Source organism: Achromobacter sp. DH1f (assembly GCF_000633435.1).
Classification (GTDB): domain Bacteria; phylum Pseudomonadota; class Gammaproteobacteria; order Burkholderiales; family Burkholderiaceae_B; genus Achromobacter; species Achromobacter deleyi.
The window spans coordinates 118,939-144,801 of sequence record NZ_AYMF01000001.1 but is presented as its reverse complement, the minus strand read 5'-3'; the positions used below and the strand labels follow the sequence as shown (position 1 = coordinate 144,801).

Annotated in this window: 27 protein-coding genes; all 27 read left to right on the top strand. The window is 63.9% G+C overall.

Annotated features, from left to right (window positions below; all coding sequences use genetic code 11):
• Window positions 1-52: 52 nt before the first annotated feature.
• A complete protein-coding gene (locus U858_RS0100700; protein WP_025135273.1) occupies window positions 53-685 on the top strand; it encodes a hypothetical protein in 633 nt (210 codons plus the stop codon).
• A gap of 78 nt (window positions 686-763) precedes the next feature.
• Window positions 764-1,354, top strand: coding sequence for an ssDNA-binding protein (locus tag U858_RS0100695; protein WP_025135272.1), 591 nt, complete (start codon window positions 764-766; stop codon window positions 1,352-1,354).
• Entirely contained in the window at window positions 1,251-1,733 is a 483-nt protein-coding gene (locus U858_RS34555; protein WP_081821511.1) for a RusA family crossover junction endodeoxyribonuclease, read from the top strand. Before U858_RS0100695 ends, U858_RS34555 begins: the two co-directional genes overlap by 104 nt.
• Window positions 1,730-1,948: a hypothetical protein gene (locus U858_RS0100685; RefSeq protein ID WP_025135270.1), complete on the top strand. Its 219-nt coding sequence runs from the start codon at window positions 1,730-1,732 to the stop codon at window positions 1,946-1,948. Before U858_RS34555 ends, U858_RS0100685 begins: the two co-directional genes overlap by 4 nt.
• Window positions 1,949-2,000: 52 nt before the next feature.
• Window positions 2,001-2,339, top strand: a complete 339-nt coding sequence (locus U858_RS0100680; protein ID WP_025135269.1) for a hypothetical protein — start codon at window positions 2,001-2,003, stop codon at window positions 2,337-2,339.
• A 12-nt stretch (window positions 2,340-2,351) separates the two neighbouring features.
• Window positions 2,352-2,630, top strand: a complete 279-nt coding sequence (locus tag U858_RS0100675) for a helix-turn-helix domain-containing protein (RefSeq protein WP_025135268.1) — start codon at window positions 2,352-2,354, stop codon at window positions 2,628-2,630.
• A complete protein-coding gene (locus U858_RS35535) occupies window positions 2,630-2,791 on the top strand; it encodes a hypothetical protein (RefSeq protein ID WP_157838756.1) in 162 nt (53 codons plus the stop codon). Before U858_RS0100675 ends, U858_RS35535 begins: the two co-directional genes overlap by 1 nt.
• A 60-nt stretch (window positions 2,792-2,851) precedes the next feature.
• On the top strand, window positions 2,852-3,013 hold the full coding sequence (locus U858_RS35530; protein ID WP_157838755.1) for a hypothetical protein: 162 nt from the start codon (window positions 2,852-2,854) through the stop codon (window positions 3,011-3,013).
• 89 nt (window positions 3,014-3,102) lie between these two features.
• Window positions 3,103-3,246, top strand: a complete 144-nt coding sequence (locus U858_RS35845; RefSeq protein WP_198529691.1) for a hypothetical protein — start codon at window positions 3,103-3,105, stop codon at window positions 3,244-3,246.
• The gene (locus U858_RS0100660) at window positions 3,233-4,885 is read left to right on the top strand and encodes a toprim domain-containing protein (RefSeq protein WP_025135267.1); all 1,653 of its coding nucleotides are present in this window, start codon (window positions 3,233-3,235) and stop codon (window positions 4,883-4,885) included. The genes U858_RS35845 and U858_RS0100660 overlap by 14 nt, the downstream gene beginning before the upstream one ends.
• A gap of 375 nt (window positions 4,886-5,260) precedes the next feature.
• A complete protein-coding gene (locus U858_RS36340; protein WP_255358760.1) occupies window positions 5,261-5,395 on the top strand; it encodes a hypothetical protein in 135 nt (44 codons plus the stop codon).
• Window positions 5,392-7,305, top strand: coding sequence for a DNA polymerase (locus U858_RS34160; RefSeq protein WP_051593499.1), 1,914 nt, complete (start codon window positions 5,392-5,394; stop codon window positions 7,303-7,305). The genes U858_RS36340 and U858_RS34160 overlap by 4 nt, the downstream gene beginning before the upstream one ends.
• Complete coding sequence (locus U858_RS0100635) at window positions 7,292-7,516, top strand: hypothetical protein (RefSeq protein WP_157838754.1); 225 nt, start codon at window positions 7,292-7,294, stop codon at window positions 7,514-7,516. The genes U858_RS34160 and U858_RS0100635 overlap by 14 nt, the downstream gene beginning before the upstream one ends.
• A complete protein-coding gene (locus tag U858_RS35525) occupies window positions 7,513-8,037 on the top strand; it encodes a hypothetical protein (protein WP_025135264.1) in 525 nt (174 codons plus the stop codon). Before U858_RS0100635 ends, U858_RS35525 begins: the two co-directional genes overlap by 4 nt.
• Window positions 8,034-8,828 (top strand): hypothetical protein, encoded by a 795-nt coding sequence (locus tag U858_RS34155; protein WP_025135263.1) that lies wholly within the window; start codon window positions 8,034-8,036, stop codon window positions 8,826-8,828. The genes U858_RS35525 and U858_RS34155 overlap by 4 nt, the downstream gene beginning before the upstream one ends.
• The gene (locus tag U858_RS0100620) at window positions 8,812-9,396 is read left to right on the top strand and encodes a hypothetical protein (RefSeq protein ID WP_051593498.1); all 585 of its coding nucleotides are present in this window, start codon (window positions 8,812-8,814) and stop codon (window positions 9,394-9,396) included. Before U858_RS34155 ends, U858_RS0100620 begins: the two co-directional genes overlap by 17 nt.
• Window positions 9,393-9,971, top strand: a complete 579-nt coding sequence (locus U858_RS34150) for a hypothetical protein (RefSeq protein ID WP_025135261.1) — start codon at window positions 9,393-9,395, stop codon at window positions 9,969-9,971. Before U858_RS0100620 ends, U858_RS34150 begins: the two co-directional genes overlap by 4 nt.
• Before the next feature lie 834 nt (window positions 9,972-10,805).
• Window positions 10,806-12,323 carry a portal protein gene (locus U858_RS0100605; RefSeq protein ID WP_025135259.1) on the top strand — a complete coding sequence of 506 codons (1,518 nt, stop codon included), beginning with the start codon at window positions 10,806-10,808 and terminating at the stop codon, window positions 12,321-12,323.
• A gap of 101 nt (window positions 12,324-12,424) precedes the next feature.
• A complete protein-coding gene (locus U858_RS0100600) occupies window positions 12,425-13,135 on the top strand; it encodes a hypothetical protein (protein ID WP_025135258.1) in 711 nt (236 codons plus the stop codon).
• A gap of 88 nt (window positions 13,136-13,223) precedes the next feature.
• A complete protein-coding gene (locus tag U858_RS33515; protein ID WP_025135257.1) occupies window positions 13,224-14,219 on the top strand; it encodes a hypothetical protein in 996 nt (331 codons plus the stop codon).
• 57 nt (window positions 14,220-14,276) lie between these two features.
• The gene (locus U858_RS0100590) at window positions 14,277-14,849 is read left to right on the top strand and encodes a hypothetical protein (protein ID WP_025135256.1); all 573 of its coding nucleotides are present in this window, start codon (window positions 14,277-14,279) and stop codon (window positions 14,847-14,849) included.
• On the top strand, window positions 14,849-17,173 hold the full coding sequence (locus U858_RS0100585) for a hypothetical protein (protein WP_025135255.1): 2,325 nt from the start codon (window positions 14,849-14,851) through the stop codon (window positions 17,171-17,173). The genes U858_RS0100590 and U858_RS0100585 overlap by 1 nt, the downstream gene beginning before the upstream one ends.
• Window positions 17,170-17,685: a hypothetical protein gene (locus U858_RS35520; RefSeq protein WP_157838752.1), complete on the top strand. Its 516-nt coding sequence runs from the start codon at window positions 17,170-17,172 to the stop codon at window positions 17,683-17,685. Before U858_RS0100585 ends, U858_RS35520 begins: the two co-directional genes overlap by 4 nt.
• A complete protein-coding gene (locus U858_RS0100580) occupies window positions 17,651-18,145 on the top strand; it encodes a hypothetical protein (protein WP_157838751.1) in 495 nt (164 codons plus the stop codon). The genes U858_RS35520 and U858_RS0100580 overlap by 35 nt, the downstream gene beginning before the upstream one ends.
• Before the next feature lie 3 nt (window positions 18,146-18,148).
• Window positions 18,149-20,686 (top strand): hypothetical protein, encoded by a 2,538-nt coding sequence (locus tag U858_RS0100575; protein WP_025135253.1) that lies wholly within the window; start codon window positions 18,149-18,151, stop codon window positions 20,684-20,686.
• Window positions 20,687-20,689: 3 nt separating this feature from the next.
• On the top strand, window positions 20,690-21,535 hold the full coding sequence (locus U858_RS0100570; RefSeq protein WP_157838750.1) for a hypothetical protein: 846 nt from the start codon (window positions 20,690-20,692) through the stop codon (window positions 21,533-21,535).
• Window positions 21,536-21,631: 96 nt separating this feature from the next.
• Window positions 21,632-25,843, top strand: a complete 4,212-nt coding sequence (locus U858_RS0100565; RefSeq protein WP_025135251.1) for a hypothetical protein — start codon at window positions 21,632-21,634, stop codon at window positions 25,841-25,843.
• The last annotated feature ends 20 nt before the right edge of the window (window positions 25,844-25,863 follow it).

The window sequence follows — 25,863 nt, the reverse complement described above, 5'->3', positions numbered from 1 at the left end:
AAGGGTGACGACCCTATCGCTCGTCCCTCTCAACTCAATCCCAAGGATCACCATGAACACCTTCGCTGCCCTCGCCTTCTCCAACATCCTGCAACTGATCGCCGCCTTCAAGAATGGTGCGGTGTTCCAGATCGTCTTCAAAAGTGGCCACGTGCCGTACCCGGTCACGGATATCAGCGAGGAATCCTCCGGGAAACTGCGCGTCACTTACAAGACTGCCAACCTCGGCACCTTCACGGATGACGGCTTCCAGGCTGACGGCCGCCACGAAAGCAGCGCAAGCTGCTGGCTCCGAATGGTCAAGGGCGCGGACCCGCAGCCCTTCCTGAAGCAGTTCGTCAACGGCACGCCCGCCTACAACCCGAAGACCCGCGAGACTGTCAAGTCCATCGAATTCGTCAGCGGCGCCATCAAGGTCACCCTGACCGACGAAGCCGGGAACTGGCGCGTCTCGGACCGCTACGACCACGAAGGACGTCACCGCTGGGTGAAGGAACGCTCGCTGGTCCTGGGCGACCTGCCGCCCAAGCCGGTGGTCATGAAGGAAGTGACGCTGGAAGTTTTCCATTCGGCCATTGGCGTCGGCAACCACCTCGCCCACACCGCAGGTTCGCCAGGCGCACGTCTCAAGCGGCAAGGTGGCGCAATGCCTCTCGCCACCGTGACCGTCCAGGTCCCCGCCTGACCCCTCCACCCTCCCTATGACCCCGGCTAACCCCGGGGTCTTTTCATTTCTACCTATCTCTGCAAGGAAGCTCTCCCAATGGCTGACAAGAAGCCCGTCAAAGTCGTGTTCAAAGGCCGCACCCCCGCCGGCATCGCCGCCTGGGCCTGGGTGGACAAGCCCGACAACTCGGAATACGGCAAGGGCAAATACAAGTGCGCCCTGAAGTTGGAGAAAGGCGTCGAGGCCAACGACACCTTCGCCCGCAAGCTCATCGACCTGCACAAGGCCGCCAAGGGCAAGAAGGACACCTGCCCGGTCAAGGATGGCGACGCCCTGGCCGAGGACAACGAGAAGCGCGAGAACATGCGCGGCTTCTGGGTCTTGACCGCCAAGTCCAAGAACAAGCCCGAGCAGGTTGATGCCAAGAAGCAACCGCTGAAGGCCACGGCCAAGTCCGGCGACCTGGTCAAGCTGTCCATCGCCGCCGCCGAGTTCGACACCGGCGCGAACAAGGGCGTGACGCTGTACCTGAACGCCCTGCAACTGCTGGAGCGCCGCGCCGCCTCGGCCACCGACGACTTCGATGACGAGGACGACTACGAAGGCGACTCGGCCCGCGCCGAAACGCCGGACACCCGCGACGAAGACCAGGACACCTCGCAGTCGGATGACGACGAGGACTTCTAACCACACGCTGGTCGTGGTGCCCAAACCGGCACCGCGTCCTCGTGCGGCAACGATCCGGGGACATGCAGTCATGTATGACCCCGCTGATTACAAGGCCCACAAGCTGGCGCTGAAGTCCCTCCTGCCCACGCTGGATGCCCCGGCCCTCGCCGGAGAACTCCGCATGGACATCGAGTTCGTCTGCGAACCCATCAAGAAGTCCAAGTTCACCACGCCCAAGGGTGACCTGGACAACCTTGCCAAGCCCCTCATGGACGTGCTGACGCAAGAAGGATGGTATGGCGACGACCGCCAGATCACCGCGCTTCACCTCACCAAGCGCTTCCCGGCTCTCGGCGAAGCCCCCCAAATCAACTTCAAGCTCACCGAACTCACATGATCCTGACCATCATCAAGCTGACCACGAAGCTCGCCAAGGTGCTGGACTCGCTGGCGCAACGCGAAACCCTGAAGACCCAGAAGGCCCTGACGGAAGCGAGCGAACTGGTCGCCAAGGCCAACAAGCACCGCGCCACGGCGGCCACGGGCCGCAAGGTCGCCTCGGCCCTGCGCGATCTCGTGGACGCCGACGCGCAGAAGAAGACCTCGGAATAACTCCAGGCATCTCGGGGCTTCGGCCCCGCCTCTCCCTTACCAGACACACACCATGCACGTTGCCATCAAGCAGACCATCCTCGACAAAATCCTGAAGCGCATTCACGAAATCAAACGCGACAACCGCGAGCCGGAGTACATCGTGGTGACGCCGGAAGAGTACTGCGAACTGCGGGGCGACCGCCGCGTTTACGGTTACCTCAACTCGGACCGCTATGTGTGCCCCCCGTCTGAGCCAGTCGCTGACCTTTGCGTAGACACACGCGAATTCAAGTTGCGTGACAAGCACCTGGGATGGCTCGGCGCCCGTCCTTTCCTCCGCACCTACAGCCGCGAAAAGTTCATGGGCCTCCCGCTCTACGTGGTGCCCTCCGAATACATGCCCGCATAACCTGGAACCATTATGACCAACCGCCAAACCATTCGCATCACCACGCAACTCCGGACCATCGCCAAGCACTTCAAGCACCACGGCTCGATCACGAACGTCGAGGCCCATGCGGTCTACGGCATCCGTTCGGTCTCCAGCCGCGTCGCAGAACTGCGCAACCTGGGCCTGACGATCAACAAGGATCAGCGCAAGGACGCCACCGGCCAACGATACACCCGCTACGTCATGCCGCAGGGGCAGCGGGACTGCAACTGCAACCTGTGCCGCAGCCTGTTCGGGAGCGCCAACTGATGCGCCGCGCCTTTCGCCTGATCGGCGGTGGCCTGCTGGCCGTGTGGCGCCACGCCATGCTGGTCCCCGTGTTCGCCGGCCTGCTGCTGATGGTGCTGGGCATGTTCCTGGCACGGGGTCCCCGCGAAGCCGGGATTCTGTTCGACCGCCTGACCTACTGAGCCCCGCCTTCCAACACCCAACCCGCCCTAACACGGCGGGTATTTTTTTGGACCTCTCAAATGAACAAGACCTCCCCCGCCACCTTCACCGTCAAGGCCCGTGGTTACTTCGCGCAGTCCCGCCCGGACGGCAAGGTCGTCGTCAAGGGCCGTGGCCCCCGCCGCGTCATGACGCTCGAAGAGTTCGCTGCGCTGCTGCAACCCAAGCCGAAGGCCGCGTAATGGGGCGGATCACGCGATACCACGTCGAGCATCCCGAGACGGGCTTCGTCTCAGGTCCCTATGACAACTCAGCGCCGGCCACTACCCGCGTGAACCAAGGACGAAAGTCGCGCTGGGATGTCGAACGTGCCCGCGCCGCCGCCTACTACATCGTCGCCACGACCTACGAGGAAGTGGAACGGACGATGTACATCCCGAAGTCCTGGCAGAAAGGACGCAATGACCGAGCATGACAGCGACTCCACCCTGATCGAAAAGGGTGAATGCCCTGATTGCGGGAGTAGTGACGCATGCGCAACCTACGACGACGGCCACCGCTTCTGCTTCAGCTGCAACACCTACTTCCCCGCAGACGGCGAAGCCCGTCCGTCCACCCCGAAGGGTCCCTCGGACCTAATCCGCAACGGGAAGTACCAGGAACTCAAGAAGCGCGGCATCTTTGAAGAGACCTGCCGCCGCTACGGCTACACCGTGGCGGAGCGGGACGGACGCAAGGTGCAGGTCGCAACCTATGGCGACCCCGTGACCGGCGAGCCGGTGGCGCAAAAGGTCCGCACGCCGGACAAGGACTTCTACTCCACGGGTAGCTTGAAGAAGGCGGGTCTCTACGGACAGCACCTGTGGCGCACGGGCGGCAACAAGCTGGTCATCACCGAAGGTGAGATCGACTGCCTCTCCGTGGCCCAGGCGCAAGCCCTGAAGTGGCCTGTGGTCTCCCTGCCCACCGGGGCCGCCGGGGCCGCCCGCGCCATCGCTGCCCAGCTGGAATGGGTCAGCAGCTACAAGGAAGTGATCCTCTGGTTTGACAACGACGAGCCGGGCCGCGCCGCCGTGGAGGAAGTCGTCAAGCTCTTGCCTGCCGGCAAGGTCAAGGTGATCTTCTGCCAGGACGGGATGAAGGATGCCAACGACATGCTGCGCGAGAAAGGCGCGAGCGCCGTCGTCCAAGCCATCTGGGACGCCAAGACCTACCGGCCTGACGGCGTGATCGCGGGCGAGGACCTGACGGTCGAACGGCTCAAAGCCAAGACCGCGCCGGGCTGGCAGACCCCGTACCCCATCCTGAACGAGATGACCAAGGGCATCCGCCCCCGGCAGCTTTGGTTGTTCACGGCGGGCACGGGTGTCGGCAAGTCCACGGACGCCCGGGAGTTCATGTACGCCGCGCTGTGCGAAGGGATTCATGTGGGCGCTGTGTACCTGGAAGAGTCCGTCGAGGACACGGCCAAGTATCTTGTCGCCCTGGACAATGACACCCCCGCCGAAGAACTGGAGGACAACCCGGAACTCCTGACTGACGCGCAGTGGTCCACCAGCGTGGCGAAATTGCTGCACAGTGGCCACTACCAGGCATACGACCACTTCGGGGCCACGGACTCCGCTGGACTCCTGGCGAAGATGGAGTTCATGGCGGCCAACGGGGCGACCCTGTTGTTCCTGGACCACCTGACCATCGCCGCCACCGGCCTAGACAACGAGGGCCAGGATGAACTGCTGGTCAAGCTCCGATCCCTCATCGAACGCACGGGTTGCAGTGTCGTCGCCATCGCCCACGTCCGCAAGGAGCCTCCCGGTTCCAGGTCGGCCGAGGAAGGCGCATCCCTGTCACTGAGTTCCATCAAAGGCTCCGGCTCGCTGAAGCAAATCCCCGACGTCATCGTGGCGAAGGAACGCAACCAGCAGGCCGAGAACCCCGAGGACCGCGACGTGGCAATGCTGCGCGTGCTGAAGGTTCGACGCGGCGGCAAGACCGGCCCAGCCGACTACCTCCGTTACGACCCGAAGACCGGCCGCGTGAAGCCCTGCGAGGCCCCGCAGCGGCGCAGTAAGAGTGACGACTTTGATGACGAAAGCGGCAACAACGACTTCTAAGTCGGTCGCCCGCCTCCTACTCAAGTCCAGCAGATACCGCGCCAAGCAAGCAGCCATCCCGCACACCCTGAAGCTCGAAGACATCCGAGTACCCGAGCGATGCCCAGTTCTGGGCATGCGCCTGCGACCAACCCTGGGCCGTCAAGGTCCCAACTCCCCCTCGCTAGATCGCATCAACCCGCGCAAAGGCTACGTGCCGAGCAACGTGGTTGTCGTGTCCTGGCGAGCCAACTCCATCAAGAAGGACGCGACCCCAGCCGAACTGGATCGGGTCGCGTCTTTCTACCGCCAAATCGCACACGAATGTCCGGAACCCAGCATCCCGCTACGACCACGGAAGTCGTAGACCCCCGCGCCACCATCACTGGCTTCGCCATGGTCGCAGCCCACGACGGGAATCCGTTGAAGGCTGTCCAGGCCGCGTACAACAGCGCAGCCGCACGCGCCGCTGGCGTGAACCGCAAGCCCGTGATGATCTCCGTGATCGTTCACGTCGCCCCCGAAGCATGACCCAGGACCACACCGACGACCTGTTGGTGTGGGACTTGGAGTCCGATGGGTTGCTGAAGGAACTGACTCGCATCTGGGTCATGTCCATCGGTAACGTCCGCACGGGCGAAGTCATCACCTACACCGATCACGACCCGCTCTACCCCCCTTTGATGGAAGGTGTGAAGCGCCTCTCAACCCACGTATTCAACAACCCTGGTCGCCGCTGCCTCGTTGCCCACAATGGCATCGGCTTCGACCGCAAGGCGCTCCTGAAAGTCACGGGCGTCAACATCCCCGCCGAGGTCATCTACGACACGATGATCATGGGTCGTCTCCGCGACCCGGAACGTCTCGGCGGCCACAAGCTGGAGTCCTACGGCGTCGAACTCGGCGTCCTCAAAGGTTCCTACGACGGGGGTTGGGATCACTACAACGAGCCGATGCGCGACTACTGCGGCCAGGACTCCGTAGTGACCATCGCCCTGTTCAAAAAGCTGCAACACGTCACGACGTGGGGCCAGGCCTGCGAACTGGAACACAAGGTCTCGTACCTCGTGGACCTCCAAATGGAGAACGGCTTCAAGCTGGACGTCAAGGCAGGCATCCTGCTGGCCGCCCAGCTGAACGACTCGCGGCAGGGCCTCGTGGCCGAGCTTCAGCGCACGTTCCCGCCGCGCTTCCTGCCGACCGAGACCAAGAACCCCAAGCGCACGATGACCCGCCAAGGCGTCGGGTACACCCAGGGCGCTCAGTACACCGCGATCAAGCTGGTGGACTTCAACCCTGGCAGCGAGTACCACGTCGCCCGGGAACTCAAGGCCCGCCACGACTGGACCGCGCCCCTGACCGACAAGGGCAACCCCAACATCACCGAGGCGGTCCTGAAGAAGCTGGACTTCCCAGAGGCCCAACTGCTGATCCGCTTCGCTCGTGAAGAGAAGCGGTGGACTCAACTGGCAGGCCCCCCGAAGATCGCCAAGAAGACTGGCAAGCAGACCGGGGGTGGCTGGCTGCACCACGCTGACGAAGAGGATCGTGTCCACGGCTACGTGAACTCGAACGGCGCGGTGACGGGCCGCATGACTCACCGGATGCCCAACTCCGCGAACATCGACAAGGACCCGCTGATGCGGGCGCTGTGGATTCCGCGAGAAGGCTGGAAGCTGGTGGGCTGCGACGCCGAAGGCCTGGAGCTTCGTGTCCTGGCGCACTACCTGTCGCGCTACGACGACGGCATCCTGACCCGCGCCCTCCTGGAAGGCGACAAGTCCAACGGGACCGACGCGCACTCCATGAACCGGAAGAACACCGACCTGTTCTCCCGAGACGGCGCGAAGACCCTGCTGTACGGCGCACTGTACGGCGCTGGGGACGAGAAGGCCGGGTCCATCTGGATCGCGGACTGGCGCTCCAGCGGCAAGCCCCTGGAAGAGTGGCCGAAGTGGGCCATTGAGTGGAACAAGGCACGCACCCGCTGCCGCCTGCGCTCCACCATCGCCATCGGCCGCATCGTCAAGTCGCGGCTGATCGACGGTATCAAGGGTTTCAAGGAACTCAAGAACGCCATCGCAGCCAAGGCCAAGGCCCAGGGCTGGATCAAGGGGATCGACGGTCGCCGCATTCGCATCCGCCACGCTCATGCCGCGCTCAACACCCTGCTGCAAGGCACGGGCGCAATCATCATGAAGCAAGCCCTGGTCATGTACCACGAAGAGATCACGACCAAACATGGTCTGGTCCACGGCAAGGACTTCGGCTACTGCGCCAACGTCCACGACGAAGTTCAGCAGGAAACCCTCCCCGAATACGCCGACCTCTGCGGCTCCACGTTCAAGCAGGCCATTACGGATGCTGGGACTCACTTCAATTTCAGGTGCCGTCTCGACGGTGCCTACGACATCGGAAGCAACTGGCATGAAACCCACTGACATGATGGGCGCGGAACTCGCCGTGGGCGATACCGTCGTCACCGACGTGACCGCCTACAAGAGCACCCGCTTGCAGGCTGCGACGATCACGAAGATCGGCGAGAAGTACCTGACGCTGGCGTACACAACGCCCGCCGACTGGCGTGGTCGCCCTGGTCGTCCGCAGTCCGTCTGCCGCAGCCCGAGTGGCGTGGCAAAGGTGGCCGGATGAAACTGACCCTCCTGCAACTCCAAGCCCTCGCCCAAATCGCAGTCAAGTTCTTCCCGACTTGCGTGATCGGCGGCGGTGCCCCGCGTGACGCGGCGGCGGACGTGGACATCAAGGACATCGACCTGTTCATCGACATCCGCTTGATGGGCCACGACGACTACGAGAAGGCCGTCGAGGCTTTCCGTCTCGCCCTCGGCGGCACCGTGCGGCCCACGTCCACCCCGAGCGTCGAGGCGGAACGCAGCTACGACCTGGACGCCCCGGGCTACCCGGTGATCCAACTACTTCCGGTCTACCGCTGTGTGTACCGCGACGTCTTCGACTACGACTTCGGCTTCTCGCAGATTGCGATGACGGAGCATGGGCTGCTGGTGTCGCATAAGTGGGTGAAGGATGGCGTCAACGACACGATCACCTACACGAAGAAGTCCCCGGACCCCAAGTCCGCCGCCCGACTCCAGCGGCTCAAGGCCAAGTACCCCGACCGGCGCTTCGTGAACTGCGAGGAACTGGAGGGTTGAGGGGTCTGATCGACGGCGACGAGGCCATCTACAAGGCCTGCGTCATCAAGGTCTCCGAGACGGATTGGGATAGCGACGACGGCGAAGACGTCGAACGCCTCCCCACTCTCCGGGAAGCCAAGCGAAAGCTGGTGGACCTTGTGGACTCCTGGTTAGCCGCGGCTGGCTGCGACGAGTCCACCTTCGTTATCTCCCCTCCCACCCGTGGCCTGTTCCGGCGCGGCCTGTTCCCGGCGTACAAGTCGGGTCGCAGCGCAAAGCCGGACATCTACGCAGACCTCGAAGCCTGGGCCATCAAGCGCTGGGATGCCGTCTGGTATCCCGGCCTGGAGGCCGACGACACCCTGGGCGTCCTGTCCGGTAAGGGCACGACCATCCTGTCCACCGACAAGGACATGAAGACCGTACCAGGCCGCCTGTACATCCCCAAGGCCGACAAGATCATGACGATCAGTCAGGACCGCGCCGACCATTGGTGGATGATGCAGACCCTCATGGGCGACACCACGGACGGCTTCGACGGCTGCGTGGGCTGCGGCCCCAAGGGTGCCGAGGACGTCCTTCTGGGCGGCTCCACCATGAAGCATTGGTGGCCTGCCGTCGAGAGGCGCTTCGAGGAACCCAAGAAGGGCAAGTACAGGGCGGTCGTTCAGACCCGCCAGGACGCCCTGGTCCAAGCACAACTCTCCCGCATCCTCCGGCCCGGCGAATACGACCCCCAAGGTGGCGGCGTTTTCTACCGGATCGGCAACCACGACATCTCTTTCAATGCCCATGACATCTCAAGGTAAACAACTGAACCTCGTCGGCATCGCCGCGAAGGCGCAGTCCGGGAAAAGCACGGTCGCCGGGTTTCTCAAGGAGGCTGGCGCATACACCGAACTCTCCTTCGCGTCCCCGATCCGCGAGTTCGTCGCGGGCCTCCTGGGCTGCACGGTGCCGGAACTCGAACCCATCAAGGAGGACGTGATCCCCTGGTGCGGCAAGAGCCCGCGTCAGCTGATGCAGACGCTGGGGACCGAGTGGGGCCGCAAGATGGTCTCCGAGACCTTCTGGATCGACCAAGCCATGCAGCGCATCCAGCGCGAATGGGCGCGGGGCCAGATGGTAGTCATCAGCGACGTCCGGTTCGACAACGAGGCCGAGGCCATCCGCAATGCGGGCGGCTGCATCCTGCACCTGAGTCGCCCGGACGGTGCCCGCACCGTGGCCCAGCACCTGAGCGAAGCGGGCGTCGAGCGCAAGCCCGGCGACTACTCCATCATCAACGACGGCTCCCTCCGGGCGCTGCGCTCCATGGTCGGCGCGTGGCACTACGGGGTCTGGGACGGTCAAGTTGACCCGGAGTTTGTGGTTTGAACCTCGCCGCCCTCAAGGCTCTCTGGGCCAACAAGCCCCTCCGGTATGTCCTGGCCGCCGCCGTGATTCTCGTGGCAGGCCTGGTGTACCGGGGACACCTGATCGACTACGGGGCAGCACAGGAGCGCACCGCCGCCCAAGTCCGCCAGGACAAAGCGGTGTCTGCTGCCCGAGACGCCGACGCCCTCGTGACCGCCCGCGTCACCACTGACCTCACCCAGCGCCTCCGCGCTCAACAGGAATCCCATGATCGCGTTACCTCTGAACTCCAGACTGCACTCGCTGATTCTGATCTCCGCCGCCGCCGCGCTGATGATCGCATTGTCGGGCTGCTCAACGAAGCCGCCGGCCTACGTTCGCGGCTTGCCAGCGCTGCCGCCCGAACTCGCGGCGCCGCCGGAACCGCTCCGCCCGATTCGGCCGACCCTGCACCCGGCCCCGTCGTCTCCGACGCCGACGTCCTCGTATCCGTAACGGAGAACTATGCGATTTGTAACCGCAATTCGGAGCGCCTGGCGGCGCTTCAGACTTGGTACGAGGGCGTCCGTACCGGCAAGGTCCGGGCCACGGATTAATTCGACAGAGGGTAGTAGCCAGCCTATCTCTTTACCTCTACGAGACGCCGCCCCCCTGGACGGCGAGCTTCCCCGGGACCTCCCCGGCTCCGGCGAAATCCGCAGGCTGGCGGATTACCTGTCCGCCCTGGTCCCGCCTGAATCGGCGCTCTCCCTGGTTCGCGCCAAGGACTACACGGCGGCCCACGAACTCGGTGGCTACCATGAAGCGATCCAAGCACTCCGCGACGTCGCGGACAACGTGGATGCGGCTAACGAGGAAGCCCAAGCGCAAGCAACGCAAGGAACAAGCCTGTGAGTTATCACGCTTCCTCCGGCGCACCGGCTACCCCTTCGCTGCCGAATGGTCGCCAGCTTCCCTGGCGTCGTGTCAAACGCACGTACTCCGTGGTCCTGGCGGCTATCTCGGCGCGGTATGGCTCCAGCCAGTATCGCCCTCTCGAACGAACCTCCACATCCACATCGCGCCCGCCCTTCGTGGCCGGTGGCTCACTCCCCGAGCCTTTCGCTACCTAGTCGAAGCGGCGCGGTCCACGGGAGCGCAGGAAGTCTTGGCGCTCCCCCTCCCCACGCATGTCCAGTACGTTCTCCGTGTCGGCTTTCTGCCTATCGGGGACGGCTGGTATTCCCTGGACCTCCGAAACCCATGAGTTCCCCCAAACCTCCCAAGGCCCCGCCGCCCCCGCAGCCCGATCCTCCGGCCGCTAAGGCGGTGTTCGGGGCTGAGGACTCGCCCGTGGCGGCCTCTAAGAAGCGGTCCGCCCAGCGACAATCCCTGGCCGCCTCGTACCTCACCGCCCCGCCCTCGGCCGCACCGGGGGTCGGCGTCCAGCTGTGAAACTGGCTGATCGGTACAACGAACTAACCAGCGACCGCCAGCCCTACCTCACCCGAGCGCGGGCTTGCGCATCGCTGACCGTGCCGAGCGTCTGCCCCCCCGAGGGCCAGTCACCCAGCGCGGTACTGCCCCAGACCTACCAGTCCTTTGGCGCCCGGGCGACGGTCAATCTGGCCGCGAAGCTCCTGATGGCACTCCTGCCTCCCGGCACTTCGTCGTTCAACCTGAAGGTCCCGACCAAGCTCCTGATCGAACAGGGCACCCTGACGCCCCCGACCGACGTAACCCTGGGTCTAGCCAAGTGCGAGAAGCTGGTCAACGACCGAATCGAGACCCTGCAATGGCGGCGCCCCACTTATACCTCCCTGCTTCATCTGATCGTCGCAGGCAACATCGCCGAGTACATCACGCCGGAAGGCAAGATCAAGCAGTTCCGCCTGGAGCAGTACGTCTGCGTCCGGGATTGGAACGGCAAAGTGGTCGAAGTGGTCACCGCCGAAAAGCTGAAGGTCCGGGCGCTTCCCCAAGAACTCCGGGGCAAGACGGAGAAGAAGGAAGACGCAAGTTGCGTCCTATACACCCGCTTCGTCTACCACGACGAGGATTCATACTCGATCCAGCAAGACCTGGACAACGTTTCGGTGCAGGCAGAGCAGAAGCACCACGGCATCATGCCGTGCAACGCCTTGGCCTGGGAACTCGTTCCTGGCGAGAACTATGGCCGCTCCCATGCTGAGGCGAACTACGCCGACCTCATGGGTCTCGATGCGACCGCCCAGCAGATTCGGGAGATGGGGGCCATCGCGGCCCGCAACCTGATCTTCGTGCGGCCCAACGCGGCCGGCGGCAACCTGCGCAAGCGGATTGCTGAAGCCCGCAACGGCTCAGTCCTCTCAGGAAACGGCGGCGACAGCGGCGACGTGCAGCCCTTCCAGTTCAATAACTCCGCCGCGATCCAAACGCTGAGTGCGGAGAAGCAGGACCTTCAGCGCGGGTTGGCGCAAGCCTTCCTACTGACGGGCGACCTGCGCCGCGACGCCGAGCGCGTGACGGCCTACGAGCTTCAAATGCTGGCGTCGGAGATCGAACAAGCGCTGGGCGGCACCTACTCCCTGCTCTCCGTCGAACTTCAGGCCTGGCGCATCCGCAAGCTCATTGCGCAAATGCAATCCCGCCAAGAGCTTCCCCCGATTGCCGACAAGATCGCTATCGAAGTCACCACGGGTCTCGAAGCCCTCGGCAAAGACGCCCAGGTCAACAAGGCCCGGACCCTCTTCGGACTGTTCAACGAAGTGCCCCAGGCCTTCCAGCAGCAGGCCGCTGCGAAGATCGACTTCGACGTGATCCTCACCCCGACCATCGCAGCCCTCGGCTTCCCTGGAGGCGTCAAATCCGACGCGCAAGTCCAGCAGGAGCAGGCGGCACTCCAACAACAGGCCCTGGCCGGTGACGTAATGAAGGCAGCAGCCGGACCCGTCGCTGGCGCAGTGGCCCAGAACCAACTTGGACAATGAGCGACACCGCGCAATCCCCAGCAACACCCCCGGCGGCGCCGGACACATCGGCCGCTCCGGCCGCACAGCCGGCCCCGGGGTCTCCCGAGCATCGCGCCGCAATGATCGCCGCCTACGACGCCCAGTTCGCTAAGCACGCGCCCGCCACGGGCGCTGCCAGCGAGCAACCGGCGACGCAGGCGCAGACTGCACAGCAGCAGCAACTGCCGAGCGATCAAAGCGCCTCCCCCAAACTCACCGACACGCCGGCCGATGAAGCGGCGAAGCCTACGGCCGAAGATCCGAAGAAAGGCGACGAAGCAGGAGCCAAGAGTCTTGGCGACCTCTACGCCTCCGGTGATCTCGTCACCGGCTTCAACGCCGAGAAGGTGCCGGACACCGTGGCCGCCGCGTTCAAGGCCGCTGGCCTGGACGACGATGCCATCACCGCGATGCACTCGCAATTCCGTGCGGGTCAGCTCGCGCTACAGCGCGAACAAGCGACCAACCTGCACCAAGCGGCAGGCGGCAAGGGCCAGTTCGACGCCCTGGTTGCCTGGGGCCAGAAGAACCTGACGCAAGAGCAGCGCGAGTTTTACGACATGCAGCTGAACGGCCCGAACGCCGCCGAGGCCATCGCGGTCCTGAAGCAGCGCATGGTCGCAGGTCAAGACCCCAAGGTCGTGCTGGCGAACGCCAACGCGGCTCCGGCCGCCGAGGGCTTCCGCGACAAGTCGGAAATGATGGCCGCCATGAACGACCCTCGTTACAAGACCTCCGAAGCCTTCCGTCAGGACGTCCGCGCAAAGCTGGCCGTCTCGCGCTTCCAGTAACGCCTCCCTCTTCAAGCCCTGCCTTTCTGCGTCCCTTTCCCAAGGGACCGGGCGGGGCTTCTCACATCCCCAATAAGGAAAAGACGCAATGTCTTTCACGAACGACAACGGCAATCCCATCGCTTTCGGCACTGGCGCCTCCGGCACCGACGACCGCGCCCTCTTCCTGAAGCAGTTCGGCGGCGAAGTATTGACCGCCCTGACGGCCAACACCCTGACCGCCGGCAAGACCCGCGAGAAGTCCATCGGCGCCGGCAAGTCGTGGCAGTTCCCGCGCACCGGCGTGTCGAAGGCCGAATACATCACTCGCGGCCAGGAGATGCTGGGTAACGGCTTCATGACGGACGAAGTGACCATCACGGTCGACGCGCCGCTGACGGCCTCGCACTCGCTGTGGGACCTGGACGTCCTGATGTCGCACTTCGACATCTCGTCGCCGATCTCTACGGAAATGGGCGCCGTCCTCGCCCGTACCGTGGATCAGAACGTCTTCCGCTCTATCGCCCTGGCGGCCCGCACCGCACCGTCCTCGGCCATCCCTGGTTCCGGCGGCACGAAGATTCTGCGGCCGGGCCTGACGGCCACAGACGGCACCAAGGGCACCGACTGGATGGACGGCATCCGTGAGGCAAAGCGTGCCCTTTACGCGAAGAATGTCCCGGTCGGCGCCGCCATCTACATGGCCGTCAACTACACGGTCTTCGACGCGATCAAGTACGCGCAGGACGCCGGGGGTCACTACATCAACCTGAACTCCATGATCAACCTGGCTGCGGCCGGCCTGGGTTCGGCAGTGTCGGAAGCCATCCGCTTCGAGGGCGTGACCATCATGCCGTCGAACCTGCTGCCGAACACCGACGAGACCGCCAAGACCGACGTGTTTTCCAAGTACCGCTCGGACTACTCGAAGACCACCGGCGTCATGTGGTTGTCGGACGCCGTCGCCACGCTGTCGCTGCTGGACGTGACGGTCGAGACGACCCGAGACGTGCGGCGCCAGGAAGACTTCATGGTCGCTAAGACCGTGAAGGGCCACGGCACCCTGCGCAGCGAGTTCGCTGTGGAGTTTGGTCTGCCGGCGTAAGCCTCAACCCGCCCTCTCCCCTCATGGGGAGGGGGCATTTTTTTCATCTCTTTCCCAATGCTCACTCGACTCGAAGCTGTAAACCAGATGCTTGTCGCCGTTGGCGAAAGCGTGATCCTCGTGCTTGAAGAAGGCGCGGGCGATTACGCGAATTGCTCCGCCATCCTGGACGCCGAGACCAAGAAGGTATTGGCAAAGGGGTGGTACTTCAACACCGACAAGGGGATCGTCATGGTCCCCGATACAACTGGGAAAATCCTGGTCCCACCGAACGTGCTGTCCCTGGACCCCACGGACCCCAAGGCGGACATCACGCAGCGCGACGGTTACCTCTACGACCTCAAGAACCATACCGACATCTTCGCGGCCCCCGTTTCGGTGGACCGCATTGTCAACCTCGCTTTCGAGGGTTGCCCCTACCACGTCCAGCGGGAAATTGTGGGCAAGGCCGCGCAGGCATACCAGCGCGGATACGTCGGCTCCGACACTCTCGACAAGTACGCAACCGAAGAACGGGCCGAGGCAACCGCTGACGCCCGCGACGCCGAGGTGGACGAGGACGACTACAACATTCTGAATAACCCCGACCTGGCCTACCTGTGGCGCCAGTCCCACCGGCGAGGCATCTAATGGACGGACTACTCCAGCCGCGAATCGGCGGTCTCTACCACGGTGTCAGCCGCCAGGCAGACCTCCAGCGGTCGCCAAGCCAGATGCAGGTGCTGGACAACTTTCTACCCTCGGTTGACTACGCGGGCTTCGTGGATCGCAGCGGCACCAAGCTGATCAATGCCCTCGCGGGTCCGAACTACGCAGATACCGGGCACCACTTCTTCCGCACTACTGACGGGCGACGCTGGGTCCTGCTGCGTCGCATGGAGCCGGGTGCCATCGAGGTCCGAAGCCTCGACACCGGCATTCTAGCGAGTCTCACGCTCGGTCCGTATGTGCAGGGTTACATCGGGACGTCCACGGATTCCCTGCGGTTCCTGACAATCTCGGACACCACCCTGATCCTCAACACTTCAGTGGCCGCCCAGGCGAGCGCCCCGCCGAAGCCGCCGCTAACGTCCGCATACCTCGTGATCAAGCGGACCTCCACCGCCGCGCAGTCGTTCACCGCGACATCGTCGGCGGGGTCGGGACAGGTGGTCCTGCGTCAGAACTCCGACACCACCAGAGACTTCATCGCGCTCCAACTGGCGCAGAACATTGCCACAGGGATGCCGGGTGTGAACACCTTCCGGGTGGCCCCCAATGTAATCCGGGTCTCGGGCACGGCCGCCGTAATCGGCTCGCTGGTCTTCACCAACGACTGGGACGACGGAGCCGTCGTAAACATCAAGGGGCGCGTAGGCGCACTGGCCGACCTGCCGCCCACGTTCGAGGCGGGCGTCCCCGTGATGGTTGACCTGGGACAAGGCGACGCAAAGTCTTCCTACTACGTCCAATATGACGCCAGCCGGAATGCCTGGGTGGAGTGCAGCTACGCTGTCCCGGTCACTGCCCCCACCGGCCAGTACCTCCCGTCTACGATGCCCATCCGGCTACACCAGACAGGTCCTGCCGCGTTTGAACTTCAACCTTGCGACTGGGAACAGCGAAAGGTCGGGGACGACGGCAGCAATCCGATGGCCGGCTTTGTTGGCAAGCGTATCTCGGCGATGGCTCAGTGGAAGGGGCGGCTATGGTTCGGGGCTGGCGACACGATCTACTCGTCCCAGGCCGACGACCTCTTCAACTTCTGGCGTTCCAGCGCCCGCGAAGTTCTCCCGGCCGACCCTATCACCCTGCCCATCGAAACGGATGATGTGTCCGACGTCGAGTGGCTGGTGGGTTTTCGGTCCAAGCTGATGGTCCTGTGCGACAACGCGCAGCTGGAAGTGCCTGGCGAGGACGCGGTAACCCCAACATCCGCAGTGATAGGCGTGGCTACGCGCTACCAGCTGGACGGGGCGTGCGAACCCAAAGTTATTGGGGATGCGCTCTACTACACCGGCCCCATGCCGGACAGGTCGGCCATCTGGGAGTACCAATACGAGCAGCAGACGTCGAACAACGCCGCCGAGGACCTGAGCAAACACGTTCCCGGGTATGTGCCAGGACACGTCAGGCGTATCCGTGGCGCCGCGCAGGCCGGGCGCATCTTCATGCAGGCCACCGGCGATCCGGGCGCCCTATACGTTCAGACATCCTTCTGGAAAGACGGCCAGCGCCAGCAGAACGCCTGGAGCCGCCTCGTCTTCGCAGGGGTCGCCCGCATCCTCACCTTTTGGGTGTATGCAGACACCCTGTTCCTGGCGGGCACTGCTGATGGCCAACTGAAGCTCCTGTCGCTTCCAGTAGAAGCCGGCTTGGGCCGCGATCCGCAGGTCGACGTCCGGCTCGACTACCGCGCCCCTGTTCAGCTGACATGGAACGTCCAGCGCAATCGAACGGAGCTTGTGCTTCCCCCAGGATACAGCCAGTACTCCGACGTAATCGTCTTAGTGGACATGGGTGACGGCTGGTTCCGTGAGTACGCCGGCTCCGTCGTAAACGACGGTTCGCAGTGGCTCGCCCACTTTGCCGAGAACACCGGCAAGACCACCGGGCTTGTCGGGCTGCGCTACACCCGCACTGCGACCTTTTCGCCCTTCTACCCTACCGTGGGAGAAAAGACGACACCACTGGGGCGTCTCCAGGTCGCCCGCGTCACCGTGGACTGCATGGTGTCCTGCGACTTCAAAGCAACGGTCACCCGTGCTGACAGAGTGCCTATGGTGAAGGCTGTTGGCCCCCGTGTCATCGGGGAGGCCCTGATCCCCCGGATCGTCCGAGATACCTCCATGACCGTCCCCTTCAATTCTCAGGGACACAAGGCGGAACTGACGCTCACCTCCACCAGCACCGGACCTCTGTGTGTCACAGGACTGACCCTTCAAGCCCGATACACGAACCCGAGGCTCCAATGAACCGCGACAACACCGCCCCCGCCGACATCCCCGTCCTAGCCAGGAATCTCCGCAGCCCTGACCGCGAGGAACTATTTCTCGCCACCGGCCAGCCGGACCCCAAGGACAGCCTGCGGGATGCGGTGTTCGCCTCGACATTCTGCGAGTCCCTGCGCTTCAACGACGGGGAACTCGCCGCCATCTGGGGCGTGGTTCCCCTCCCAGCCGCCGCTGGTTCAATCTGGATGCTCTGCACCGAAGCGGTCGAGCGGCGGCCCTCTCAATTCCTACGTTCGTGTCCTGGTCTCGTCCAGTATGCGCACGTCAGCTACCCAACATTGCTCTGCGCCCCGTGGCGCGGCAATGCCCTCCACCTTCGCTGGCTCGAATGGCTGGGCTTCGAGCCTGGCGCGATCCACGATAAATTCCAAATCTACTCACATGTGCGGTCCACTTGTAGTGCCCATCTTGATGCTGGCGGTATCGGCGGCCGGCGCAATGATGCAGAAGAACGCGGCCGACAACGCCGCTGAGGCAAACGCCAAAGCCCAAGAGAACAACACCCGCGAGGGCTACCGCGTCTCCCAGGAAAATGCCCGCAACGCTGATGCTCAGGCGTTCGAGGCCCAAACCGACCGCGCCCGCAAGGCCCAACAGCAGCTGTCAATGGCCCGCGTCATTGCAGCGCAGGGTGGCGGCTCCCTAGCTGCCCGGGCGATCAACATCAATGCCGGGGCCGCCGAGGATTACTCCCGCATCGACGCGGGCCTGTCCAACCAGCAGTCCTCCGTGCGCGGCCAACTGGCGGCGCTCCAAACACAAAGCCAGGATGCGGTGTCGCAATCCAACGCAACCTTCTCCGCAAACCGAACCAGCTTCCTTTCCAACGTGGGTTCTGCCGCAGTCGGCGCCGCTGGCATGGCGTACTCGAACATGTCCGCAATTGAGGCCGCCAAGAACAAGACGGCGGATTACCAACTCCCTAAGAGGTAGTCAATGGCCGAAGGCCCTCAGCAACAACGAAGGCTCGATGCCACCCCTGGCCGCTTTGCGGCAGTTGGGGATTTGGCTGACGCGCCCGGAACCAAGACGGCGCTATATTCGCCTACGGCAGCACAGACGCGTGGGGAGGGTCAGCAGATCGCCGCACTGGGCGAGGCGCTAGGCTCCTTCTTCAACGCATCTGCCCGCACGCTGGCCCACGTCAACCAAGCCAGCCAACGCGAAGAACTCGTCCAGATCGAGCGTGAGAACCACGCACTATCCCTACAAGCCGGCGTGGACCATGCGGCCGGGAAACAGAAGGACCCGAGGTATCTTGATCGGCAAGCTTACGCCGGTGCCTACGAGACAGCAGCGGCCGACGACCATGCCCTGGACCTCAACGAAGGGCTTCGCGCAAAATTTGCCACCCTGGACCTATCCGACCCAAACCTCAACCTTCACGGCATCGCCGAGGAATACTACCGCGAGAATGTCGGTAAAGGCACGGGTCAAGGGCAGTATGATGCCCGGCTACTCCAGCGGTATACCTCCGCCTCGCAGTCGCTCATTCAGCAGTATGCCGAGGGGCAGCGCTCGACCATCCAGTCAAATGCCCGAGCCGAACTCATTCAGAGCGCGACCCGGCAGGTACTGAGTCCGACTGGCATCACTGCCCCGCAGCTGGCAGACCTACGTGAGCGGCTGACCTACCTGACCCATGGCGACCGCTCGGCCGCCGACAAGCTGCTGATGACATCACTATCTGGGCAGCAGAACGCTTTCCAGGGTGACGCGATCCTCCGATCCATGCAGGAACTCGGGATGGACGCCAGCGAGCCGGAATTGTTCAACAATATCTCCGGCCAGGTCTGGAAAAATCAATCCACAATCAAGACACGCGACGCTGGGGTGGCGCTCCAGAACTGGCGTATGGACTTGGCGGCCGAGCAGATGAAGTACCCGCACGGAGTCCTACCGCTGAACCGAGTTTCCGAGTTTGCTCAGCGTGCCCTCGCCATTGACGGCGTCCACGGGGTCGGCCTTGATCGGTTCAACATCGACCAACTCATGGTGCAGTCAGCCAAGCAAAAAGTCCGCGTGAACGTCCTTTCCGGGATTGATCGGGGGGCCTACGGTAATGCCGACCTGGCGGCGGCATCCCGCGCCAATGGGGACTCGTCGCCCGTGGAGACCGTCAAGAAAGACTTCCAGGCGTACATGAATGAATCCCTGGGTGGCGACCCGGACTTTAATGCCACCCGAGACGACCTGGGCAACGTAAGGCCGCTACTGACAGCCGAGTCCAGCACGCGCTTTGGTATCTGGACCGCCCAACGCTTCGGCCGATTCGGCATGTCCCCCTGGGACAAGGAGACCGAGCAGCGTGTCGCGGCAGGTCTAACCGGCAACAGCATCGACGGGATCAGGAACTCCTACCTCGCGCTCCGTGCGGCGCGGGACGCTGGGGTATCCCGGGACAATGCCTCGCAGTTCTTCGGGGGCAACGCCGCCGCCGAGGCCCACTTCAACGGGCTGGACATGCTCGTTCGCGCTGGCATCCCCATTGAGCAGGCTGCGAAGGCCCAGGTCGAGCATTACTACGATCAGCGGGAGCTTGACGACGCCGCCAAGAGCGGCGACATCACGGGCATGATCGCCCGCGTCCTGGGGCCAGCAGCAGGCAAGAACCGAGAGGAAATTGCCAAGGAGCTTGCCGAAGCGCAGAAGGCTGCCATCCTAGACAGCACCGACCGCAAGAAATTCTGGGGGTCCGTGAACATCGCGGTTGCGGAACAGGACCGAGTGCCGCTCCAAGGGGCGATGCTCAAGACCGCCATGCTCTGGCGAGATGCCGGCTACAGCGGGAATCTCAAAGACCTGGCCAAGTCCGCAGTTGGCGGCGCCGGCAAGTGGGTCGTTTACCCCGGCGCTGGCGGCGGCCTCACGGCATATCGGAATTCCTTCGGGGACCTCGGGTTGTCCTTGGCCGCCCCGATCAACCACACTGGCCAGCTGTCCACCGAGAAGGGCTACCGCCCCATCATGGCCTTCGGGGCCAAGGTGATTAATGCTGCCGGCGAGGTCGAGGACACCCTGGCAACTTTCCGCGAGGACAGCGAACGCGCCCTCAAGACCTTCCCTGGGAAGTTCACTGGCGACGCCGACAAGTTCTACGTGGATCGCCAAGGCCCCGATGGCCTCGCGCTTCTCCATGACTCAAATGGCATGGTCCCCATGTTCCGGCCGGGCGAGCCGATCACCCTGGGCGGCAAGGCGGTCAAAGTCCCTGTGGACCCAAGCGCCGCCGCCGACTTCTTCCGCGACCACTTCCAAGACTCCGGATTCATGTTCAAGCAGGACGGCGCCCCCGGCCCTGATGGACAGACGTGGCAGGCGTATTACGCGCCCCGCGTAAAGATGGACGAGCGTGCCCGCGACAAGGCCATCCGTAATCGCAGCCCCCACGCCTCTGGGCCTTGGTGGCGCGGGAACGACTCGATGGCGCCGGACATCCCCGGAGTCCCTGAACAACAGCCCAACATTGAGTAGGACATGACCCCCACCGCAGTCCCTGAGCGGGTTCTCCCGCCGACGCAAGCGATGCCCGCAGAACTGGATCACCGCCAGGTAGCCAGCGAGGCATGGCAGCGCCAGCTGGACGGGATGCAGTCCCGCGGCGAACTCAACTTCACATCCTGGACCGGATCGTCCCGCCCCTCCCGGGGCTGGGACTTTGCGGCCATCTCCAACAACATCAAGATGAACACACCCTCCGTACCCAAGTTTGAAGGCGCGAACGTTGCGATGCCTTGGCTGGCGCAAGCCACCAACATTATTCGTGGGGCCGAAGGCTTCGAGCCGGCGGCGTACCACGGCTTCGGCAGCGCAGCCCGCAATACCGGCAAGTTCCGCGTCACACCCGGAGACGCCATCGGGGCCGATGAGGTCTCAGTGGGCTATGGGTTCAACCTGACCCAGAAGGGCGCCCGCCAGATGTACGCCGCCGCGCTCGCCGGCCAAGGCGCACCGAACTTCGACGACGTCTTGAACGGTCGTAAGCCGATCTCCCGTGCGAACGCCGACAGCCTCCAGGAATACATGATCCTGGAGAAGTCGCGCATCCTGGACTCGCTGAATCGCAGGGCCGGCAACGTGCCCCTGCGGGATCACCAGCGTGCCGCCCTGGTCTCGATGCTGTATCAGGGCTACAGCCCCAAAGCACTCCTGGACGCGATGGCTCGCGGGGATTCCGACGAGCAGGTGGCCGATCTCCTGCGCGGCACAGGCAACCCCAAGTTCAAGTCCCGCCGCAGCCTGGAAGCCGCCCTGTTTCTCGGCGCCAAGGCCGAAAGCTACTTCGACAACTCAACCAACCAACTGCAAGGCCGAACAGGCTGACGCATAGCCCGGAACCCTATGGACCTCTCGAATCAACCCGAAGCCTCGGGTTCCCCTCTCGACACCGCGCCTCCTGCGGTCGCCCCTGGCAACCAAATGGTTGCTGCTCTGCCCTCGGCACCGGCCATCAACGACGGCTGGAAGGCCGACGAGTCGGTGGCCCACCTGGACGACCCAGACTGGGTGGATGCCTTCAAGGCCAACTGGATGGTCAGCACTATCGCCGGACAGCTTGCGCGTCACGCGGGCTTGGACGACGCGGACCCGAACGACCCCACGCGAGGGGAGAACTTCAGCCCCTTCCAGCATTACGCCGCGGTCAAGGACATCCTGCCCGAGGAAATCAAGCAGGCGGTCCTGGACGGGCAGTTCGATCACGTCCGCTCCGAATCCGAATGGAACCGCCAGCAAACGCTGATTTCAATGAACCTTGCCGACCGCAGAACTGCCGCCAGTCACAACGCCTCTGGCGTGGCGAACTTCATGGGGTCGCTGCTGGACATCCCGACGCTCCTGAGCTTCGGTGTGCTGATGCCCTCTGTGGCAGGCGGCACTATCGTAGCCCGCGCAGCGCAAGGTGCGGCCATCGGGTTACTGGACGCCGGAGCATCAGAGGCCGCGCTGCAAAACCTGGACCCCACCCGCACCAAGGAAGAGGCCCTGCTGTCCATCGGCGGCGGGGTATTCATTGGCGCGGGGCTAGGCACCGCCGCTGCGCTAATCTCCAAGAAGTTCCACCCTGGCTCCGCGGACAACCCGCTGAACGAGGGCGCCCCAGCGATGGACACTTTCGAGCAGCGGGTCGGTCAAGCCTATCCAGAGGGGGACGCCCGCTCCACGGTTGACTCCGCGACAGGCGGTTCCATCGGCGCCGCCGCAGTGCGTCACGATGACTTCGCCATCGCCGTGGGGGACTCCAAGTCCGCTCGGCTGGTCGATGCCGCCTTGAGTGCCCCGACCCCCATCGGACGCCTGAACGGCTACATGGGCAACGCCCAGGAAGCCATCGTCAAGTTGTTCGACCTGGGCGGCCTGGCCACCAAGCGCAACATGCGCGGCCAGGCGCACGGGGTTGAGGCTGAGGCATGGCTTCGCCACTACCAGCACATGGGCGAAGCCACCATCCGCGACATCGACACGCATATGCGCGAGGCGATGGTCGACGTGAACGGGTGGGCCGGTTCCAAGTTGGGAGGCGCTGCCGACCAAATTACGCAAGGTCTCTGGGACCCGCGCAAACTGACCCGGGAGGTCTACATCGACCTTCTGCGCAACCAGCGTGCCGCCATTGTCACCGGTAACACCAAAGTGGACGCCGAGGCACTGAAGACCCTGACCGGCCTGGGACTTCACCAGGAGCAGGCCGCCATGGTGCTGGGCAAGGTGAAAGCCTCCAGTAAAGCCTACGGCGAACACCTGGACTCCATGTGGGCCGAGGCCGAGCGCATTGGCCTGGCGACTGCCGAGATGCGTAAAGAGAACTATGGGATGCCGGTGATCTACAACACCCAGGCCCTCGCTGAGAAGCGCGGGGTCGCCCGTGCCTTGCTCATGCGCAACCGGGCGGACAACCCGTCCGAAGAGTTCCTAATCGAACACGGCTACATCAAGGACCCCAATGCGAAGGTCCCCGCAGGAGAGACCGAAGCCGCTGGCCCTACCTACTCATCCTGGCAACAGATCGTAGACGCTAAAGACCACGGGATGCAGGACGATATCCTGACCCACTACCGCGGGGCGCTGGAAGACCTCCGCATGGAGGAAGCACACCAGCGTGTGATGAGCGCCCAACAGGCGCAGCTGAAGGCCACCGAGGAATTCGCTGACTTGGCCTCCGGCCTCTCGGACGCCAAGAAGGACCTGAAGAACGCATCGCTCAAGATGATGCGTGCCGAGGTCCGAAGCTCCGAGGCGAACTGGCATGGCCGCTCCTTGGCCGCAGCCACCCGCACCGCCGAGAAAGCCGAGGCGAAGGTCCACGCGGTCCTCCGCAAGATCGATGACCCCGACGCCCTGTCGGCAGACCTCCGTGCCCAACTGGAAGCCGATGGCTTCAAGCTGGACGCTCAAGGGGCAGCGGAGCGGGCCGCGGCCCAGCGGGTTGGCGAAGTCCAGGAAACGATCGACGCCCTCAAGATGGAGAAGGTCGAGGCCGGGCCGATGAGCCGCGACGACTCAGTCCTGGCGAACGCCGGACTGCGGGAGGCCCTTCAGGCCCGCCGCGAGGCCCAGGCCGCCCTCAAGGCCGCCAAGGCTGACTTCGACGCCACCGCCGCCCGCATGGGAAACACCCGTGATTGGCAGGCCACCGTGGACAAAGAGGTCCGCCGGCTGATCGCCAACGAGGACGACGCCCTGAACGCCCCAGGCCTGCGCTCCACGCTCCTGTCCCAACGGGAGCGCCTGGATGCCATGGCCGAGGCGTACGAACGGGCCTCCGCCAAGTGGCGCGAGGCAAGCGGCATCTATCGCGAGGCCCGCACGGCCAACAAGCTGGGCAAGATTGAACTGGCCCAGTCTGCCAAGGAACTGCGCCGCGCCATTCGCGCCCGCACCCGTGTCGAGAGCCGCAGCCCGCTCTCCCACGAGGTGGACGACTGGCTCGACCGGATGTCTGGTGCCGATTCCCGTCGCCCTGGTGGCCTTCTGCTTGACGCAGACCCCATCACGGGTCGCCTGCGCGAGCGGACGATCCAGTGGCGACCCGACGAGTTCAAGGAACTCATGGACCAGGGCCTGCTGCAAAGCGATCCTATCTATGGACTCCAGCGCTACTCGAAGGACATGGGGGCCGAGATTGCCCTGCACAAAGCCTTCGACGGTCAGGGCAACGTGGACATCATGAAGGGAATTCGTGACGAGTACCACGCCCAGATCGAAAAGGCCCGTGCCGCTGGCGATACTAAGTGGGTCGAGCGTCTGAACCATTCCCTCCAGAAAGCGGAGAAGGACGTGGCCCAGGGATTCGACCGAATCCGGGGCATCGCCTACGAGAACACGGACCGCAACGGCCTGCTCTGGCTCGCCGACACCATCGGCCGCATTGGCCTCCTTCGCTATGTGGGGGGCTTTGTTCAGGGCTTCGTGGGCGAGGTAGCCACCTCGTCCGTCGCAGCTCGTGGCGGCGCCCTGGGCCTTGGCAAGACCATCGCAACGATGGGGCGCGACATTCGGTACATCCTGAAGAACGCAGAGAAGGGGGACCCAGGATTCAAGGAACTTGCCAAGATTCTCGGGACCTTCGAGAACTCCATCCATATGGGTCTGAGTGATCGGGCCTACGGCGGCGGCCCTGGCGACATCGCTGGGATCGGCACGGGGCTGGTGAAGAAGACCACGGCTGCATTCGACCGCGCAACGCACCTCGCCGCCGACAAGATCGCCACCGTGACGCTGCTGAAAGGCTGGTCCGACATGGCGCGTCGAAGCGCCGGGCTGGTGCAGCTGTCGAACATCGCTGAGTGGACGCAGAAGGTCCACGCAGCCAAGGGGTCCTGGGAGTCCGCGCTACCCGAGAAGGTGAGGCTGGACCTGCTGACCTTGGGTATCGGCGAGCAAGAGGCCCGCTCGATGGGGCGCCAGTTCGCCATGCACTCCGAGGTCGTCAACGATCACGGGGGGCTGGTCAAGCCAAACACCCACAAGTGGATCGCCTCGAATAACCCCGAGGGTCGGGAGATGGCAGACCTACTCGCCATAGCGCTGGAGAAGACACAGAACCGTGCCAGCTACGCCAAAGGCATGGGCCACATGCCTCTGCTGATGGACAAATGGTACGGCAAGCTATTCCTCCAGTTCCAGTCCTACGGCCTCCAGTTCTTCAGCAACTTCATGCGGGTCAATGCGCAGCGCATGGCACTCACACCGACCGACTTGAAGGCGTATCAGGCCATGAGCCTCATGCTCGCGGCCGGCGTCATCACTTCCGAGATCGCCTACATCCGCGCCAAGGGCCGCAGTGACCTCCAAGGCACCACCGCATCCATCCCGGAACGCGGGAGTGGCGAACACATCAAGGACGTTGTGATGCGCAGCGGAATGCTCGGCTACATGAGCAGCTATGTGGACGCGGGCCTCACCACAGCCTTCCCCTCACTCAAGGGGGCCGGCTCCAAGTACAGCAATAACTCGAACTGGCTGGTGAACCTACTAGGTCCCGGATACGGCGTCCTCGACACCGTGTCTAGCGCCTCTGCCAACGCAGCTGCCGGCGACTGGAGCAAGGCCGGGCGTCAGCTGAAGACGCTGATCCCTGCGCGACAACCCGTCGACCTCCTGCATGGACTCGGCATAACACTAACCAACTAGGGCGGCCGATGGTCGCCGTT